The organism is Micromonospora sp. RB23 (genome assembly GCF_053585025.1).
Map to the genome: position 1 here is coordinate 1,965,324 of NZ_CM132111.1, position 13,066 is coordinate 1,978,389.

Annotated in this window: 16 protein-coding genes; 10 read left to right on the top strand and 6 right to left on the bottom strand. The window is 72.7% G+C overall.

The window, feature by feature from the left end:
• Window positions 1-100 precede the first annotated feature (100 nt).
• From hemE to hemQ, 3 genes are read left to right on the top strand one after another with little or no spacing between them, the layout of a single operon-like run.
• Complete coding sequence (gene hemE, locus ACTFTM_RS09085) at window positions 101-1,198, top strand: uroporphyrinogen decarboxylase (RefSeq protein ID WP_449565369.1); 1,098 nt, start codon at window positions 101-103, stop codon at window positions 1,196-1,198.
• Window positions 1,199-1,205: 7 nt separating this feature from the next.
• The gene (gene hemG, locus ACTFTM_RS09090) at window positions 1,206-2,615 is read left to right on the top strand and encodes a protoporphyrinogen oxidase (protein WP_449565370.1); all 1,410 of its coding nucleotides are present in this window, start codon (window positions 1,206-1,208) and stop codon (window positions 2,613-2,615) included.
• Window positions 2,612-3,313 carry a hydrogen peroxide-dependent heme synthase gene (hemQ, locus tag ACTFTM_RS09095; RefSeq protein WP_396802583.1) on the top strand — a complete coding sequence of 234 codons (702 nt, stop codon included), beginning with the start codon at window positions 2,612-2,614 and terminating at the stop codon, window positions 3,311-3,313. Before hemG ends, hemQ begins: the two co-directional genes overlap by 4 nt.
• A gap of 51 nt (window positions 3,314-3,364) precedes the next feature.
• Here the strand turns inward: hemQ and ACTFTM_RS09100 are convergent, their stop codons facing one another.
• The 4 genes from ACTFTM_RS09100 to ACTFTM_RS09115 form a co-directional block, all read right to left on the bottom strand.
• Window positions 3,365-4,480 (bottom strand): lytic polysaccharide monooxygenase auxiliary activity family 9 protein, encoded by a 1,116-nt coding sequence (locus tag ACTFTM_RS09100; protein WP_449565371.1) that lies wholly within the window; start codon window positions 4,478-4,480, stop codon window positions 3,365-3,367.
• A gap of 124 nt (window positions 4,481-4,604) precedes the next feature.
• A complete protein-coding gene (locus ACTFTM_RS09105) occupies window positions 4,605-5,078 on the bottom strand; it encodes a GNAT family N-acetyltransferase (protein ID WP_449565372.1) in 474 nt (157 codons plus the stop codon).
• 9 nt (window positions 5,079-5,087) lie between these two features.
• Complete coding sequence (locus ACTFTM_RS09110) at window positions 5,088-6,044, bottom strand: DMT family transporter (protein WP_449565373.1); 957 nt, start codon at window positions 6,042-6,044, stop codon at window positions 5,088-5,090.
• A 101-nt stretch (window positions 6,045-6,145) separates the two neighbouring features.
• Window positions 6,146-6,406: a Prokaryotic metallothionein gene (locus ACTFTM_RS09115; protein WP_449565374.1), complete on the bottom strand. Its 261-nt coding sequence runs from the start codon at window positions 6,404-6,406 to the stop codon at window positions 6,146-6,148.
• 151 nt (window positions 6,407-6,557) lie between these two features.
• On the opposite strand from ACTFTM_RS09115, the gene ACTFTM_RS09120 reads away from it, so the two are divergent.
• From ACTFTM_RS09120 to ACTFTM_RS09130, 3 genes are all read left to right on the top strand, one after another.
• The gene (locus tag ACTFTM_RS09120) at window positions 6,558-6,833 is read left to right on the top strand and encodes an isoamylase early set domain-containing protein (protein WP_449565375.1); all 276 of its coding nucleotides are present in this window, start codon (window positions 6,558-6,560) and stop codon (window positions 6,831-6,833) included.
• Between the two features lie 109 nt (window positions 6,834-6,942).
• The gene (locus tag ACTFTM_RS09125; protein WP_449565376.1) at window positions 6,943-7,689 is read left to right on the top strand and encodes a lytic polysaccharide monooxygenase; all 747 of its coding nucleotides are present in this window, start codon (window positions 6,943-6,945) and stop codon (window positions 7,687-7,689) included.
• 59 nt (window positions 7,690-7,748) lie between these two features.
• On the top strand, window positions 7,749-8,354 hold the full coding sequence (locus ACTFTM_RS09130) for a DUF305 domain-containing protein (protein WP_449565377.1): 606 nt from the start codon (window positions 7,749-7,751) through the stop codon (window positions 8,352-8,354).
• Here ACTFTM_RS09130 and msrB read toward each other — a convergent pair.
• The gene (gene msrB / locus ACTFTM_RS09135; RefSeq protein ID WP_355233954.1) at window positions 8,320-8,724 is read right to left on the bottom strand and encodes a peptide-methionine (R)-S-oxide reductase MsrB; all 405 of its coding nucleotides are present in this window, start codon (window positions 8,722-8,724) and stop codon (window positions 8,320-8,322) included. The two genes, ACTFTM_RS09130 and msrB, sit on opposite strands and share 35 nt — an antisense overlap.
• Window positions 8,725-8,771: 47 nt before the next feature.
• On the opposite strand from msrB, the gene ligD reads away from it, so the two are divergent.
• Window positions 8,772-9,794, top strand: a complete 1,023-nt coding sequence (gene ligD / locus ACTFTM_RS09140; protein WP_449565378.1) for a non-homologous end-joining DNA ligase — start codon at window positions 8,772-8,774, stop codon at window positions 9,792-9,794.
• On the opposite strand, the gene ACTFTM_RS09145 is transcribed toward ligD, so the two are convergent.
• Window positions 9,791-10,018 (bottom strand): hypothetical protein, encoded by a 228-nt coding sequence (locus tag ACTFTM_RS09145; protein ID WP_449565379.1) that lies wholly within the window; start codon window positions 10,016-10,018, stop codon window positions 9,791-9,793. The two genes, ligD and ACTFTM_RS09145, sit on opposite strands and share 4 nt — an antisense overlap.
• Window positions 10,019-10,187: 169 nt before the next feature.
• Between ACTFTM_RS09145 and ACTFTM_RS09150 the strand changes: the two genes are divergently transcribed.
• The 3 genes from ACTFTM_RS09150 to ACTFTM_RS09160 all read left to right on the top strand — a co-directional run bounded on the left by ACTFTM_RS09150 (window position 10,188) and on the right by ACTFTM_RS09160 (window position 13,012).
• Window positions 10,188-10,376 (top strand): hypothetical protein, encoded by a 189-nt coding sequence (locus ACTFTM_RS09150; RefSeq protein ID WP_449565380.1) that lies wholly within the window; start codon window positions 10,188-10,190, stop codon window positions 10,374-10,376.
• A gap of 68 nt (window positions 10,377-10,444) precedes the next feature.
• Window positions 10,445-11,695, top strand: a complete 1,251-nt coding sequence (locus ACTFTM_RS09155; protein ID WP_449565381.1) for a DUF222 domain-containing protein — start codon at window positions 10,445-10,447, stop codon at window positions 11,693-11,695.
• Window positions 11,696-11,785: 90 nt separating this feature from the next.
• Entirely contained in the window at window positions 11,786-13,012 is a 1,227-nt protein-coding gene (locus ACTFTM_RS09160; protein ID WP_449565382.1) for a hypothetical protein, read from the top strand.
• Window positions 13,013-13,066: the final 54 nt, after the last annotated feature.

The following is a 13,066-nucleotide window of genomic DNA, read 5'->3' on the forward strand; positions in this document are numbered from 1 at the left end:
ACGGCGCGCCGACACTCGCGAAGGGGCGCCCGAGTGGGGAACGTGCCCTTCCTCTCACCCCCACCCGGTCCGAGGTGGGCGGCGTGGCACGATTGCGGCGATGACCACGGATACCACGGGCACTGACGCCCGAGACGGACAACCGCGCCCCGGCGGCCCGGCCGACTCGCCCTTCGTCCGGGCGTGCCGGCGTCGGCCCGGCCCGCACACCCCGGTCTGGTTCATGCGCCAGGCCGGTCGCTCGCTTCCGGAGTACCGGGAGATCCGGGCCAACGTGCCGATGCTGGAGTCCTGCCGCCGTCCGGAGTTGGTCACCGAGATCACCCTCCAGCCGGTGCGCCGGCACGGGGTGGACGCGGCCATCCTGTTCAGCGACATCGTGGTGCCCGTCGCCGCCGCCGGGATCGACCTGGACATCGTGCCGGGAACCGGTCCGGTGGTCGCCGAGCCGATCCGTACCGCCGCCGACGTCGAGCGGATCCGCCCGCTCACCCGCGACGACGTCCCGTACGTGGACGAGGCCGTCCGGCAGCTCGTGGTCGAGCTGGGCGACACCCCGCTGATCGGCTTCGCCGGCGCGCCGTTCACGCTGGCCAGCTACCTCGTCGAGGGTGGTCCGTCGCGGACCCACGCCAAGACCAAGGCCCTCATGTACGGCGACCCGGAGCTGTGGCACGCGCTCTGCGCCCGGCTGGCCGACGTGACCCTCGCCTTCCTGCGCGTACAGATCGACGCGGGTGTCTCCGCCGTGCAGCTCTTCGACTCGTGGGCCGGCGCGCTCTCCGAGGCCGACTACCGCCGCTACGTGCTGCCCCACTCGACGGCCGTGCTCAGCGGACTGGAAGACGCCGGTGTGCCGCGGATCCACTTCGGCGTGGGCACCGCCGAGCTGCTCGGCGCGATGGGCGAGGCCGGCGCGGACGTGGTCGGCGTCGACTGGCGTACGCCGCTGGACGTCGCCACCGGCCGGATCGGGCCGGACAGGGCGGTGCAGGGAAACCTGGACCCGGCCGTGCTGCTCGCGCCCTGGCCGGTGGTCGAGGCCGAGGTGCGCCGCATCGTCGAGCAGGGCCGGGCCGCCCCCGGACACGTGTTCAACCTCGGCCACGGCGTACTGCCGGAGACCGACCCGGACGTGCTGACCCGGGTGGTCGCGCTGGTGCACGAGGTGTCCAGCCGTCGGGCCGACCAGGGCTGACACGGCGATGCGGCAGCCCTGGCGGGTGGCGGTGGTCGGCGGCGGGATCGCCGGGTTGGCCGCCGCGGTCCGCTTGCGCGACCGCGCGCCGGAGGGCACCGAGATCACGGTGTACGAGCAGTCCGGCGCGCTGGGCGGGAAGCTGCGCACCGGAACGCTGGCCGGCGCGCCGGTGGAGTTCGGCGCCGAGTCGTTCCTGATGCGCGACCCGACCGGCGCCGAGAGCGCGGCGGTGGCGCTGGCCCGCCGGCTCGGACTGGCCGAGAAGATCGTCCACCCCACCGTCGGGCAGGCCGCGTTGGTCGTCGACGGAGGGCTGCGCCCCATCCCGGGCGGGACCCTGGTGGGCGTACCCGGGGATCTGGATCAGGTGGCGACGGTCGCGCGGCCGGCGGCGGACGCCGACACCGACGGCGGCCGGCCGTTGGTCGGGCCCGACGCGGACGTCTCGGTGGGCGCGCTGGTTCGCTCCCGCTTCGGGGACGAGGTGGTCGACCGGCTGGTCGACCCGATGCTCGGCGGCGTGTACGCGGGGCGCGCCGACGACCTGTCCCTGGTCACCACGATGCCGGCCCTGGCCCGCGCGGCGCGGGTGGAGCACACCCTCGTCGGCGCGGTCCGGGCCGCGCAGGCCGCCGCACCGCGCGCCCCCGGCGCCCCGGTGTTCGGCACCCTGGTCGGCGGCCTGAGCACCCTCATCGAGGCGGCCGTGGCGGCCAGCGGCGCGACGATCCGACGGGACGCCGCCGTGCGCGAGGTGACCCGGACCGACAGCGGCTGGCGGCTCACCGTCGGCCCGACCCGCGATGCTGCGAGCGTCGACGTGGACGCGGTGGTGCTGGCGGTGCCGGCCCGGCCCGCGGCCCGCCTGCTCGCCGGCCCGGCCCCGGAGGCCGCCTCGGTCGTCGGCGAGTTGGACTACGCGAGCGTCGCGCTGGTCACCCTGGCGCTGCCGCAGCCGCCGCTGCCCGAGCTGTCCGGCTTCCTGGTGCCGAGCACCGAGGGGCTGCTGATCAAGGCGGCGACGTTCTTCACCACGAAGTGGGGGCACCTGCGGCGGCCGGACGGGCTGGCGCTCGTGCGCGCCTCGGTGGGCCGGTACGGCGACGAGGCGCAGCTCCAGCGCCCGGACGCCGACCTGGCCGCGACCGTGCACCGGGAGCTGTCGGCGGTGCTCGGCGCCACGCTGCCCGCAGCGGTGGACGGGCACGTGCAGCGGTGGGGCGGCGCGCTGCCGCAGTACACCCCGGGGCACGCCGACCGGGTCGCCGCCGCGCGGACGGCGCTGCGGGCCACGAACCCCACCCTGGTCCTGGCCGGCGCCGGTTACGACGGTGTCGGCATACCGGTCTGCGTCCGCTCCGGCGAGACGGCGGCCGACGAGATCATCACAGCACTGGGAGGATCGGCGACATGACCGAGCAGACCAACGCGGCCCGGCTGCGGGAGCTGAACGACAGCATCCGCTACACGATGTGGTCGGTGTTCCGGGCGAGTGGGCCGCTGCCGTCGCTGCGGGACAACGTCACCGGTGAGGTCGAGTCCCTCTTCGACGAGCTGGCCGGCAAGGACGTGGTGATCCGGGGCGTGTACGACGTCGCCGGGCTGCGCGCCGACGCGGACGTGATGATCTGGTGGCACTCGGCGTCGAGCGACGCGCTCCAGGACGCCTACCTGCGGTTCCGGCGTACGACGCTGGGCCGGGCGCTGACCCCGGTGTGGTCGCAGATGGCGCTGCACCGGCCGGCGGAGTTCAACAAGAGCCACATCCCGGCGTTCCTGGCCGGTGAGGAGGCCCGCGGATACCTGTGCGTCTACCCGTTCGTGCGCTCGTACGAGTGGTACCTGCTGCCCGACGCCGAGCGGCGTGAGCTGCTGGCCGAGCACGGGAAGATGGCGCGTGGCTACCCGGACGTACGCGCCAACACGGTCGCGTCGTTCGCGCTGGGCGACTACGAGTGGATGCTCGCGTTCGAGGCCGACGAGCTGCACCGGATCGTCGACCTGATGCGGGATCTGCGGGCCTCCGGGGCCCGCCGCCACGTCCGCGAGGAGGTCCCGTTCTACACGGGCCGCCGTCGCTCGGTGGCCGAGATCGTCAACTGCCTGGTCTGACCCCTGCCGGCCGGTGCCGCGCCCCCGCCCGGGTGCGGCACCGGCCGGAGGTCAACTGGTCACCGTGCAGGAGACCAGCGGAACCGGGTTGCTGCCGTTCCAGGAGCCGAGCAGACCGAATGTCGTGCTCTGCCCGGCAGCCAAGGTGCCGTTGTAGTTGACGTTGCGCGCGGTGACCAGGTTGCCGTTTGTGGTGACGGTGGCGCTCCACGACGAGGCGACCTGCTGGCCGTTGTTGTAGTTCCAGCTCACCGACCAGCCTCTGGTGGGTGAGCCACCGGCGGTGACCTTCACCTCCGCCTGGAAGCCGCCACTCCACTGCCCCGTGATCTGGTACGTCGCCGTGCAGGCGCCGGCCGGCGGCGGGGTGCTCGGCGGCGGGGTCGTGGGCGGCGGGGTCGTCGGCGGCGGGGTGGTCGGTGGCGGCGTCGTCGGCGGCGGCGTGGTGGGCGGAGGCGGCGTGGATCCGCCACCGAAGTCCACGTCACTGCACAGGTAGTACGACTGGTCCAGGTGGCTGGCCTGCCAGATGGTGTAGACGATGTGCCGCCCGGTCCGTCCCGGCGCGCTCACCGGGATCTGGATGGAGACGCCGCCGGTGTCCTTGTCCCACTGCGACGCCGGGGTGTTGCCGATCTGGCCGGCCAACTCGAGGTCGTTCCAGCCCAGCGGCTGGGTGGTCGAGTTGAAGCCCTGCTTCGTCACGTACACCCGGATGTAGTCGGCGCCGTGGCTGGCCTGGTCGAAGAAGCGCAGCCGGAAGTTGTTCGCGACCGAGGTGGTCTTCCAGGCGCCGACGGTGTCCATGGCGTTGTAGCGGCCGTTCTGGGTGTGTCCGCCGCTGCACAGTTGGCCGTCCGGGATGGCGCCCTGGTGGTTGCCGGCCACGCCCTCCCGGAACAGGCCGTTCCAGTTCCACATGGCCTGCGGGTCGGCCTGCCAGGCCTGCCAGCACATCGGGTCCTCGGTGGCCATGCGCGGGTTCTGGAAGTCAGCGCCCCAGCGCTGCCAGCAGCTGTAGCTGCGCGAGGGTGGGTCGACGACCGAGCCGTGCGCGGAGGCGGAGGGGACCAGCGAGACGCTCAGCGCCGTGGTCATCAGGAGCGTGGCGGCTGCCGCGATGGCGAGCGGCCGGAGCACGCGTGGTGTTCGGGCGATTGTGGACATGGAGCCCCCGGGGGATGAGGTCGGACGACGACACCCGGACTGCCGGGAGTTGCCCGCTCCCGTGCCTACTCGCTGGCTCCCGCGATAGCTCTATCCGGCACGATGCCAGGTTGATCGTCAGACGTCAATGGCGGACCGCCGCCGGCGCGGGCCGTGCGTCGCGGCGCATGGGGGTGTGCGGGATGCCGTCCTCGACGTACTCCGGGCCGTTCACCGTGAAGCCGTGCCGGGCGTAGAACGCGACCAGGTGCGACTGCGCCTCCAACACGGACGGCCGGTCGCCGATCAGGTCGAGCGCCGCCGTCATGAGCCGGCCGGCGTGCCCGCCGCCGCGCGCCGACGGTGCCACCACCACCCGCCCGATCCGGGCGACGCCGTCCGGGTCGGCGAGGATCCGCAGGTACGCCAGGGGGGCGTCGCCGTCGGTCAGCCAGACGTGTCGGGTGCCCGGCTCGACGTCGCGCCCGTCGAGTTCCGGGTACGGGCAGTTCTGCTCCACCACGAACACGTCGACGCGCAGCTTGAGCAGGTCGTGGAGGGTGCGGGCGTCCAGCTCGGCGATGGAGGCCGTCCGGACGTCGATGGTCTGCTGGGGCACCCACCGATCCTAGGTCGGGCCGGCTCCCGCGGCGTCCTCGCGGGTCGGTGCGAGATAGGTGGCGGCCACGGCGGTGAGCAGCAGCGCAGCGCCGATGATCACCGGTAGCGGGAGCGGTTCGTGCAGCAGCGCCACGGCCAGCGCCGCCGCCGTCAGCGGTTCGAGCAGGGTCAGGACGGCCGCGACACTGCCCGGGGTGGTGCGCAGCCCGGCGTAGAACAGCGCGTACGCCACGGCGGTGGTGACGACGCCGAGGTGCAGCAGCAGCGTCAGGGTGTCGAGGCGTACGGGCACGCTGACGCCGGCGACCAGTGCCATGGGCGCCAGGGTCAGCGCGCCGACCACGGTGGAGATGGTGGTCAGTGTCATCGGTGCGGTGTGCTGCGACACCTGGCGGCTGATCAGGGTCGTCACCGCGTACCCGAGGCCGGACCCGGCGGCGGCGAGCAGGCCCAGCAGCGGGGCCGGCGCGGCCGTGGTGGGCTCGGCGGTGGACCCGGTGATCAGGGCGAGCCCGACCACGGCGGCGACCAGGGTGCCGAGGCGTACCGGGCCGGGTAGCCGGCGGGCCCGCAGCGACTCCCAGGCCGCGGCGAGCACCGGCGCCAGGCCCAGGCTCACCACGGTGGCGACGCTGACCCCGGCGAGCGCCACAGCGGCGAAGTAGAGCGCCTGGTAGAGGCCGAGGCCGACGCCGGTGAGCAGCAGCGGTGCGGGTGCCGCGCGCAGGGCGGCGGCGAGGGTGCGGAGCCGACCGGCGGTGTACGCCAGCAGGACGAGCGCGGCGATCGCGAGGCGGTAGAAGCCGATGCTCACCGGGCTGAGCCCGGCCCCCTCGCGCAGGAGTTGCACCGCCACGCCGGTGGTGCCCCACAGCACGCCGGTGACCGTGATCTGGAGCAGGCCGCTGCGGGCGGCGTGGCGGGCGGACGGGGCGACCGTCGCCGGGGCACGGGTGGTGGACACGCTCAGGAGCGCGGCGGGGGCAGGACGCCCAGGAATGGCCGCATGGCGATGACCGTACCCCAGCGTGGCGGTCCGGTTGGCCCACGGCCAGGACGATCCGGTCAGGCCGGGCGTGCGCCGACGGCGTCGCGGATCTGGGCGCCCTCGGCGCCCTCGACCGCGCGGGCGCAGTGCCCGCAGCAGAAGAAGCGGCCGTTGACCTCGACCCCGTGCCCGACGATCTTGACCTGGCAGTGTTCGCAGATGGGCGCCAGGCGGTGGATCGCGCACTCGAAGGAGTCGAAGGTGTGCACGTCGCCGCTGACGGTGTGCACCTCGAACGCCATCCAGTAGTCGTTGCCGCAGACCTCGCAGGTTGCCACAGGAACCCCCCGTATCAGGACATGTGGTCCCAGGGTGCCCCAGGCTGGGGCGGCGGCGGGCGAATTACCGCCGGTCGGCCGGGCTGGGCGGCGTGTCGGCGTCGGCGTGTCGTCGTTGGGCCAGGTGAACCGCCGTGACCGGAGGATCGCCATGATCAAACGCAACAAGCTCTTCGGTAGCCAGACCCGGGTGACCTTCTGCCTCCCGCGGGACGCGCCGCCCGGTCCGGTGAGTGTCGTGGGCTCGTTCAACGACTGGGAGCCCGGCCGGCACGAGTTGGTGGCCCGCCGCGACGGCACCCGGACGGTGACGGTGCGGCTCGGTCCGGGGGAGTACCGCTTCCGCTATCTCGCCACCGGTGGCGTCTGGCTCGACGACGAGACCGCCGACGGCGTGGACGACAGCGGCACCCTGCTGCGACTGTGAGAGGTCAACTCGTCACCATCGATGCATTTATCGATGATGCTCTTTACTGTTAATAAAGTTTAAATTACTTTGGGGGCACCTCACCGCACCTGTAGAAGGAGCTGCCCCCATGCGTCGAAGAATCACCGTCCCGCTGGTGGCGGCGGGCGCTGTCGCCGCCACCCTCACCGTCGCCGCGCCCGCCCAGGCGCACGGCTACGTCTCCGCCCCGCCGAGCCGGCAGGCGCTCTGCGCGCAGAACAAGGTGCCCGACTGCGGGCAGATCAAGTACGAGCCGCAGAGCGTCGAAGGCCCCAAGGGCCTCAAGAGCTGCAATGCCGGCATCACCCAGTTCGCCGTCCTCAACGACGACAGCCGGGGCTGGCCGGCCACATCGGTCGGCAGCTCGCTGACCTTCACCTGGTTCAACACGGCCCGGCACGCCACCAGCAACTGGGAGTACTGGATCGGCAACACCCGCGTCGGCGTGGTCAACGGCAACGGGCAGCAGCCCGGCGCGACGGTCTCACACACCGTCAACCTCGGCGGCTTCTCCGGACGGCAGAAGATCCTCGCCGTGTGGAACATCGCCGACACCGCGAACGCCTTCTACTCCTGCATCGACGTGCAGATCGGCGGCGGCGGATCGACGCCCACCCCGGCGCCGACCACCTCACCCACGCCGCGACCGACCACCAGCCCGACCGCCGCGCCGACGACCCCACCCCCGGCGGGTGGCACGTGGACGGCCGGCCGGGCGTACCAGGTCGGTGACCAGGTCACCTACGGCGGGGCGACGTACCGCTGCCGGCAGGCCCACACGGCGATCTCCGGCTGGGAGCCGCCGAACGTACCGGCGCTCTGGCAGCAGGTCTGACCGCACGGGTGCGGCCCCGGCCGCACCCGTGTCGCCGCCCCACCCGATCGGAGCCCGGCATGCCCCGCGCAACCCCCCTGGCGTGGTTGGTCGCCGCGTCGCTGCTCGCCGGCTGCGCCGGAACGTCCCCGCGTCCGCCGGTCGCCGCGTCCCCGGTGCTGGCCGACTCCGCGCCGGCCGCCACCGAACTGAGCGGCATCGACGTGGTGTTCCTGAGCACGATGGCCGGGCACAGCGAGCGCACCCTCCAGATCGTCCGGCTCGCCCGGGACCGGCTGCGCGACGACGCGCTGCGCACGTTGGCCGCCGCCATCGAGGTGACCGAGGCCGACGAGCTGTCGACCATGCGCGGCTGGCTGCCGACGACCGGGCCGGGCGCCAGCGCCACCGCCGGACACGACCACACCGGGCACGGCGACGACGCCGCGCTCGACCGGCTGCGGGCCGCGTCGGACGCCGACGTCGACCGGGTGCTGCGCCAGGTCCTCGCCGACCACCAGCGAGCCGCCGCCGACCTGGCCCGGGCCCAGGTCGGCGTCGGCCGCGACGAGCGGGTCCGCGACCTGGCCCGGCGGATCGAACAGTCCCGGTCCGCCGAGGTCGAGCTACTCAGTGGGTACGACGATCAGGTCAGCGGGGCTCCAGGCGAACCGAGATCGAGTTGACGCAGTGTCGGGTGTCCTTCGGCGTGAAACCCTCGCCGTGGAACACGTGCCCGAGGTGGCTGTCGCAGCGGGCGCAGCGGATCTCCGTACGGGCCATGCCGAGGCTGCGGTCCTCGATCTCCTTGACCCGGCCCGGGATGGCGTCGTCGAAGCTCGGCCACCCGCAGTGCGAGTCGAACTTCGTGTCGCTGGAGAAGAGTTCCAGACCGCAGGCCCGGCAGTGGTAGACCCCCTGGGTCTTGGTGTCCACGTACTCGCCGGTCCACGGGCGTTCGGTGCCGTGCTCCCGCAGGACGTGGAACTCCTCCGGGGTCAGGCGGACACGCCACTCGTCCTCGGTCTTGGGCAGGTTGTTGTCGTCAAGACTCACCCGTCAACGGTACGTCGAACGTCGGGGGCGTGGCATAAGGTCGCGGGATGGGTGGCACCAAGGCAGCGGTCGCCGAGGTCGAGGTGGCCGGGCACACCGTACGACTCAGCAGCCCGGACCGGGTGATCTTCCCGCAACGGGGCTTCACCAAGGCGGACGTCTTCCACTACTACCTGGCCGTCGGCGACGGGATCATGCGCGCCCTCCGGGACCGGCCCACCACGCTGCAACGCTTCCCCGATGGCGTCGAGGGTGAGGCGTTCTTCCAGAAGCGGGTGCCCACCCGGGGCGTGCCGCCCTGGATCACCACCGCCGACATCACCTTCCCGAGCGGTCGCGGCGCGGCCGAGCTGTGCCCCGCCGACCTGGCGCACGTCGCCTGGGCGGCGCAGATGGGCACGATCGTGTTCCACCCGTGGCCGGTGCGCGCCGCCGACACCGACCGCCCCGACGAACTGCGCATCGACCTCGACCCGCAGCCCGGCACCGACTTCGCCGACGCGGCCCGGGCCGCCGCCCAGGTGCGCGTGCTCCTCGACGAGCTGGGCGCGACCGGCTGGCCGAAGACCTCCGGCGGGCGCGGCGTGCACGTCTACCTGCGCATCCAACCCCGCTGGACGTTCACCGAGGTACGTCGCGCCACCATCGCGCTGGCCCGGGAGGTGGAGCGTCGCAACCCGGACCTGGTGACCACCGCCTGGTGGAAGGAGGAGCGCGGCAGCCGGGTCTTCGTCGACTACAACCAGATGGCCCGCGACCGGACCATCGCCTGCGCGTACTCGCTGCGCGCCAACGCCCGGGCCACCGTCTCCACGCCGGTCACCTGGGACGAACTGCCCGACGTCGACCCGGACGACTTCGACCTGCGGACCGTGCCGGCCCGACTGGCCGAGCAGGGTGACCCGCACGCCGGCATCGACGACGCCCCGTGGGACATCACGCCCCTGCTGGAGTGGGCCGACCGCGACGCCACCGCCGGCCAGGGCGACCTGCCGTACCCGCCGGACCACCCGAAGATGCCGGGTGAACCCAAGCGCGTGCAGCCCAGCCGCGCCAAGCGCACGCCCTAGGTCTGTTCTCCTGAGGGCGGCCGGGCCGTCCATGCCACGAACCTGTCGAACAGCTCCCGAGGGTCGGGTACCGCATCCGGGTTCAGCTTCAGCAGGTCGGCCGTCGCCTCGAACAACTGGCTCGCCAGGTAGACCGACAACCCCACCCGATCCCGCCGGTACTGCATGGTCAGCAGCAGTCGGGCCGGCGGGCACGGCCAGGCGGCCGCACAGACGCGACACATCCACAGCGGGCGCATCGGAGTGTGCGGGCGGATCGATCTCCGCTGGCATTGCGGGACGCGCGGCTCGTGCGGCGAAGGCATTACCCCATCGTGGGTGAGACTATTGTCGCTGTCAACAGCCTGCGTAGTTGTCGCAGTGGGCGGACAGTGCCGCTGTCATCGTCAACATGTGGACTTGGTTGGCGTTGCGGAGATCCGGGTGATGCTCGGGAACGTGTCGCGGCAGCGCGCGTCGGTCATCGCCAATCAGCGCAACTTCCCGGAGCCGGTCGCCGTGCTGGCCATGGGCAAGGTCTGGCGCAGGTCGGACGTCGAGGTGTGGATCAAGAAATACCGGCCGGAGTCCACGACGAGCTGATCGATCAGCGGCACGCGCCGCGACTGCGGCGGCCCGTTCTTGTCGTACACCTGTTCTAGAGTTTGTCTGTGATCGATGAGTTGGCGCGGGCGGAAGATGCGGTGGCGGCGTGCGCCGATACCGCCGTGTGGGCCCTCGTCGAGCACGATCTGATCGCGGCATTGGACGCCACTCACCGGCTGGCGCAGCGCCTGGCAGCGACGCAGTTGGCGCTGGTGCGCGAGCTGGACGGGCGCGGCACGGCTGTCGCGCAGGGCGCGTCCTCGACGGCGGTGTGGCTGCGTGGACGGCTGCGCCTCGACGTCGGCGCCGCGCGTCGGCTGGTCGGGCTCGCGGCCTCGGTCGACGTCGCGCCTGCCGGCGTGCGCGAGGCGTTGACGGACGGCACGGTCAGCGTGGAGCAGGCCCGGGTCATCGCCGACACGGCCGCCACCGTGTCGGCCGTGGCGGGTGCGGAGGTGGCCGACAAGGCGGTCGGCGTGCTCGTCGAGTGGGCGGGGCGGTTCGACCCGACGCTGCTGCGGCGGATGGGCACCCGGATCCTCGACCACGTCGCTCCCGACCTCGCCGACGCCGCCGACGCGGCAGCCCTGGCCGCCGAGGCCGCCCGGGAAGCCCGCGACCGGCACGTCACCGTCTCCGAGCAGACCGGTGGCCGGCTCCGGCTCAGCGGCATCCTCGACGCCGAGGCCGCCGCGCTGCTGCGCGCCGCCATCGACCCGCTGAGCGCGCCCGCCGGGCCGGACGACACCCGCTGCGCCGGCCAGCGCCGCCACGACGCCCTCGCGGACGTGTGCCGGCTCGCGCTGCGCACCGGCGAACTACCCGAGACCGGCGGTGATCCCGCGCAGCTCGTCGTGACCACCAGCTACGACGGGCTGACCCGACAGTTGGGCGCGGGCACGCTCGACGTCGGCCTGCGCCGCACGCCCGAAGCGGTGCGTCGGGTCGCCTGCGATGCCGCCGTACTGCCGGCCGTGCTCGGTGGCACCGGTCAGGTCCTCGATGTCGGCCGGCAACGCCGGCTCGTCAGCGGCCCGCTGCGCCGGGCGCTGGTCCTGCGCGACCGGGGCTGCGCCTTCCCGGGCTGCGACCGGCCGCCGCGCTGGTGCGCCGCCCACCACATCCGCCACTGGGTCGACGGCGGGCCGACCAGCCTCGACAACGCGGTCCTGCTCTGCGGCCACCACCATCGACACATCCACCAGGCCGACTGGGTGGTGCGGCTCGGCGACGACGGCCAGCCGGAGTTCGTGCCGCCGGCCTGGCTCGACCCCGACCAACTCCCGCGCCGCAACAAGTTCCACCGGCGGACGTAGGCCGGCCAGCCGCCGAAGGGGATTCCGCGCCGGTCGGGGCAGTTGACATTGTCGATACCCTGCGAGGTCTGGTCGGGGGAGAGGTGGCTGATGCTCAAGGACGTCACGTCGGTGCGGGTGCTCGCCTACTTCCCGTGTCAGCTCTCCGCGCCGTCCGGGTCCGAGGGTGCGGTGAGCGCGGGTTGGAGCGTCACCGACGGCCTCGACGACCTGGCGTTGCAGCCGTACGGTCAACGGCTCCTCGACGAGCTGCTCGGCAGCATGCCACGGCCCACCCAGGAGATCGGCGGTGGCGTGGAGGTCCTGCGGGCCGCCGGGCAGGAGATCGATCCCGCGCTGTTGCCGACCACCGAGTCGGGCGCATGGCAGGTGGTCTCGGCCCGGATCAGCCTCTGGAACGTCGACTGCGGGCTGCTGTGCGTCACGTACCAACTGCCGGACGGCATCATCGGTGGCACCGGCGACGTGGTCGCCGAGGTCGCCCCGCCGGTGCAGCGGATGGTGCCCGCGGCGACGCGGCTCCTGCGGGCGGTCCTACCGGCGACGGACGGCGCGGACGAGGTGTTCGTCCTCTGGGCCAACACCACCTTCGCCGTACTGGTGGACCCGGACTGCGAGCCGGCGCGTCGACGTGCCATCGCCGAACAGTTCACCCCGGACGGTGTGGACTGCACGCCCGACGGCATGTCCGACGGCGTGTTGCGGGTCGGCTCGCACACCACGGCCGTGGTCAGTGACTTCGGGTCGCGCCCGGCCCTGCTGTTGGCGCGGCTGACCGGGGTGCACCACGTCTGCTGGGCCGCGGCCCTGCGCTACGACGCGGTGCTGTCGGCGGAGCTGTCCCAGATCGACCCCGGGCGTGGCGGCCTGTCCATGAGCGCTCTCGAAGACCAGGCCAAGCGCATTCTCGGCGGCTACCACCGCATTCGCCTGTTCCGGCTCGGCTACTCGTCGGTGGAGGCGCACCTCGACGCGGCCGGCGGCACCGTCTGGAACGCGCTGGAACAGCAGTGGAAGTTCCGACTCGTGCTCACCACGCTGGACGAGCGGCTCGACTTCGTCCGGACGCTGCACCAACAACTGGTCGGTCGCCTCCAGGACCGGCGGTCCCGCCTACTCAACGAACTGGTGCTGGCCTTCACCTTCCTCAACATCTTCGCCATCGTGCTCGCCGCGCTGACCTTCGTGGCACTGCCGAGCCTCGACGTGGGGCTGCTGGCCTCAGCGATCGGAATGGTGATGCTGCTGGCGAACCTGAGCGCGTACCTCGTGTTTCGTCGCCAGATGAACAACCCGGACCGGACATCGCGCGCATGACCCGGCGGCCGGCCTGAACAGGGCGGCGTAGCGCGCGACAAGATCGGTAGCATC

What these genes read in the sequence shown, in the direction of transcription:
- ligD (WP_449565378.1), top strand. Translation starts at nt 8,772, where the DNA reads ATGGGTGGCACCAAGGCAGCGGTCGCCGAGGTCGAGGTGGCCGGGCAC.
- ACTFTM_RS09100 (WP_449565371.1), bottom strand. Translation starts at nt 4,480, where the DNA reads ATGTCCACAATCGCCCGAACACCACGCGTGCTCCGGCCGCTCGCCATC.
- ACTFTM_RS09130 (WP_449565377.1), top strand. Translation starts at nt 7,749, where the DNA reads ATGCCCCGCGCAACCCCCCTGGCGTGGTTGGTCGCCGCGTCGCTGCTC.
- ACTFTM_RS09125 (WP_449565376.1), top strand. Translation starts at nt 6,943, where the DNA reads ATGCGTCGAAGAATCACCGTCCCGCTGGTGGCGGCGGGCGCTGTCGCC.
- ACTFTM_RS09120 (WP_449565375.1), top strand. Translation starts at nt 6,558, where the DNA reads ATGATCAAACGCAACAAGCTCTTCGGTAGCCAGACCCGGGTGACCTTC.
- ACTFTM_RS09145 (WP_449565379.1), bottom strand. Translation starts at nt 10,018, where the DNA reads ATGTGTCGCGTCTGTGCGGCCGCCTGGCCGTGCCCGCCGGCCCGACTG.
- hemG (WP_449565370.1), top strand. Translation starts at nt 1,206, where the DNA reads ATGCGGCAGCCCTGGCGGGTGGCGGTGGTCGGCGGCGGGATCGCCGGG.
- hemE (WP_449565369.1), top strand. Translation starts at nt 101, where the DNA reads ATGACCACGGATACCACGGGCACTGACGCCCGAGACGGACAACCGCGC.
- ACTFTM_RS09160 (WP_449565382.1), top strand. Translation starts at nt 11,786, where the DNA reads ATGCTCAAGGACGTCACGTCGGTGCGGGTGCTCGCCTACTTCCCGTGT.
- hemQ (WP_396802583.1), top strand. Translation starts at nt 2,612, where the DNA reads ATGACCGAGCAGACCAACGCGGCCCGGCTGCGGGAGCTGAACGACAGC.